General features: G+C 64.7%; 3 protein-coding genes. All 3 read left to right on the forward strand.

Annotation, left to right across the window (positions count from 1 at the left end; genetic code table 11):
* Positions 1-573, forward strand: a 573-nt coding sequence (locus L0G76_RS14860) for a TetR/AcrR family transcriptional regulator (protein ID WP_304357930.1), incomplete at its 5' end; no start/stop codon positions are given.
* A gap of 234 nt (positions 574-807) precedes the next feature.
* Positions 808-1,731: a 4-hydroxy-tetrahydrodipicolinate synthase gene (gene dapA, locus L0G76_RS14865; protein WP_304357931.1), complete on the forward strand. Its 924-nt coding sequence runs from the start codon at positions 808-810 to the stop codon at positions 1,729-1,731.
* A gap of 34 nt (positions 1,732-1,765) precedes the next feature.
* Positions 1,766-3,412 (forward strand): ribonuclease J, encoded by a 1,647-nt coding sequence (locus tag L0G76_RS14870; protein ID WP_304357932.1) that lies wholly within the window; start codon positions 1,766-1,768, stop codon positions 3,410-3,412.
* Positions 3,413-3,497 lie beyond the last annotated feature (85 nt).

Genomic DNA, 3,497 nt, shown 5'->3' on the forward strand with positions numbered 1-3,497 from the left:
GCACAGATCGCGAAGCGCGGCCCGGAGACCGTGCGGATGAAGGACATCGCCGAGGCGGCCGGAGTGTCCGTGGGCACAGTGCAGTACTACTTCGGATCTCGGGAGGATCTGCTCGTCCGCGCGTTCTCGACCCACAGCGCCTCGGTGGTCAAGGCCATCGCAGGTCTGTCACAATCCCAGGGCTCAGCGTGGGAGCAGCTGCAGTCCAGCCTGCGGGCAGTCCCGACGATCGGCGACTTCCGGCGACGCTCGCAGGTGTGGATCGAACTCGTCGCCGTCTCGAACCGCAATGATTATCTGCGGGCCTCGGTCGATGAAGTCTTCGACAATTGGAGTGCACACTTCCGAACGATCATCGACAGGGGCATCCGCGACGGCAGCTTCCGCCCGCAGGCGGGCCCCGGCCTCATCGTCGACACACTCATCGCAGCCATCGACGGCTTCGACGTCGCAGTGGTCGCCGGTCGCGCCCCAGCCTCGTCCGACCGGCTCGCGGAGTCTCTCGAACTCGCTGCCGCGGGGCTGCTGGGCGTCGACGTGAACGGCCCACCCGAACGGACATCAACTCCATAACTCAGGCGAAACCTGATCGGCAGCCCCCGCGTCATCGACCGGGCCGTGTGATTCGTCTCTCACGGCCCGGTCCCATCACTTCCACACGGTGAACACGCGGCGGGCCGTCGATGCGCCGCATGCCGCCGATGAGCGGAATGCGGCGACGGGCAGCAGCCGGTATGCAGCAAACGCACTCGTGGCGCGCGGACGGCCACTGCCGCAGTCGTGAGCTGTGCGCGGTATCCTTTTCGTATGGCGATTCTCGGTGATAGCGCAGCAGCCGCTGCGATTGATGCGTTCGGTACTGTCGGCACGGCGATGGTGACGCCGTTCAAGGACGACGGAACCATCGACTATCCTGCCGTTGAGAAGGTCGCGAGCCACCTCGTCGACCTCGGCAACAACATGCTCGTCGTGTCCGGAACCACCGGAGAATCACCGACGACGACCGATGATGAGAAGATCGAACTGCTCAAGGTCGTCCGCGGCGTCGTCGGGCACCGGGCGAAGATCATCGCCGGCACCGGCAACAACGTCACTTCGCACACCATCGATCTGTCCAAGCGCTCGGCGGCAGCGGGCGCCGACGGCATCCTCATCGTCACTCCCTACTACTCCAAGCCGACCCAGCCGGCCATCGCCGCCCACATGAGCGCGGCCGCCGACTCCACCGATCTGCCCGTCATGCTCTACGACATTCCGGGACGAGCGGGAGTGCCCATCAGGACGGAGACGCTCCTCGGGTTGGCCGATCATCCCAACATCCTCGCGGTCAAGGACGCCAAGGGCGACCTCTTCGCCTCCGCGCAGGTGATGAACCGCAGCTCACTCGTCTACTATTCGGGCGAGGACGCACTCAACCTTCCGCTGCTGGCCCTCGGCGCCCTGGGCGTCGTGTCCGTAGCCGGCCATGTCTGCACCCCGCGTTTCGCCGATATGGTTGCCGCCGTGGCGAACAACGACCTCACCACCGCTCGCGCGATCGCCCTCGACACAGGGGACATGGTCGACGCGCTCATGAATCACATGCCGGGAGTCATCTCGGCCAAGGCCGCATTGCAGGCCCAAGGAATACTCGACAACCGCGGAACGCGAATGCCGCTGCTCCCAGCAGATGAGGAGCAGATGGCACTCGTGGCCGCCCAATTGACCAGGAGTGGTTACCTCAGTGAATAATGCATTGACCCAAGAACTCAAGCTTCCTCCGAAGATGGACCGGGAAGCGGTTCGCATCGTCGCGCTCGGCGGTCTCGGCGAAGTCGGACGCAACATGACCGTGTTCGAATACCACGGCAAGCTGCTCATCGTCGACTGCGGCGTCCTCTTCCCCGAAGAGGACCAGCCTGGCGTCGACCTCATCCTCCCCGACTTCTCCTACCTCGACGACCGTCTCGACGACATCGTCGGCCTCGTCCTCACCCACGGCCACGAGGACCACATCGGAGCCGTCCCCTATCTGCTGCGCCGCAAAACTGACATCCCGATCCTCGGCTCGAAGCTGACGATCGCACTCATCGAGGCCAAGCTCAAGGAACACCGGATCAAGCCGATCACCCGTGAGGTCAAGGAAGACGACCTCGACCAGCTCGGTCCCTTCGACCTCGAGTTCGTCGCCGTCAACCACTCGATCCCCGATGCCCTCGCGGTCTTCATCCGCACCGGAGCCGGCAACATCCTCCACACCGGCGACTTCAAGATGGACCAGCTCCCGCTCGATGGCCGGATCACCGACCTGCGCGCCTTCGCCCGCCTCGGCGAGGAAGGCGTCGACCTGTTCATGACGGACTCGACGAACGCCGAGGTCCCCGGGTTCACCGCCCTGGAGAAGGACATCGGACCGGTTCTCGAGAACCTCTTCGGCCACGCCGAGCGCCGGATCATCGTCGCCTCGTTCTCCTCACACATCCACCGCGTCCAGCAGGTGCTCAACGCCGCAGATGCCCACGGCCGCAAGGTCGCTCTCGTCGGCCGGTCGATGGTGCGCAACATGAAGATCGCTGCGGATCTCGGTTACCTCGAGGTGCCGCGTGGTGCGCTCATCGACATCAAAGAGGTCGAGAAGCTGCCCGATGACCAGGTCGTGCTCATGTGCACCGGTTCGCAGGGTGAGCCGATGGCGGCCCTGTCTCGCATGGCCAACCGCAGCCACCGCGTCGAGGTGGGCGACGGCGACACCGTCATCCTCGCCTCCTCGCTCATCCCCGGCAACGAGAACTCCGTGTTCAAGGTCATCAACGGGCTGATGAAGCTGGGTGCCAACGTCATCTCCAAGGCCGACGCCAAGATCCACGTCTCAGGACACGCCTCCGGCGGCGAGCTGCTCTACTGCTACAACATCGTCAAGCCCCGCGGCGTCATGCCCGTCCACGGCGAATGGCGGCACATGCTGGCCAACTCCAGACACGCCGAGGCGACCGGAGTGGATCCGAACAACATCGTCCTCGCCGATGACGGGTGGGTCGTCGACCTCAAGGACGGCCATGCCGAGGTCGTCGGTGCAGTCGACTGCAACTACGTCTTCGTCGACGGCTCCTCGGTCGGCGAGATCACCGAGGCGGACCTCAAGGACCGTCTTGTGCTCTCCGGCGAAGGCTTCGTCACGATCTTCATGGCCATCAACAGTCAGTCCAAGTCCCTCATCGCCGGGCCCGAGATCCATGCCCGCGGTGTGGCCGAATCCGATTCCGTCTTCGATTCGATCATGCCGAAGGTCACGAAGGCTGTCGAGGATGCGCTCAAGGACGGCACGACCGACCAGTACCAGCTGCAGCAGGTCGTGCGCCGCACGGTGGGACGCTGGGCGTCCTCGAAGCTGCGTCGCAAGCCGATGATCGTCCCCATGGTCGTCATCGTCTGAGTTCGCCCCGGCGAGTTCGCACAGTTCGCCCGTGGTGCACCCTCGAAGGAGGGCGCGCCGCGGGCGATGTGCGTCTTCGCATTGC

This window comes from Brevibacterium picturae, assembly GCF_030453725.1.
GTDB lineage: Bacteria > Actinomycetota > Actinomycetes > Actinomycetales > Brevibacteriaceae > Brevibacterium > Brevibacterium sandarakinum_A.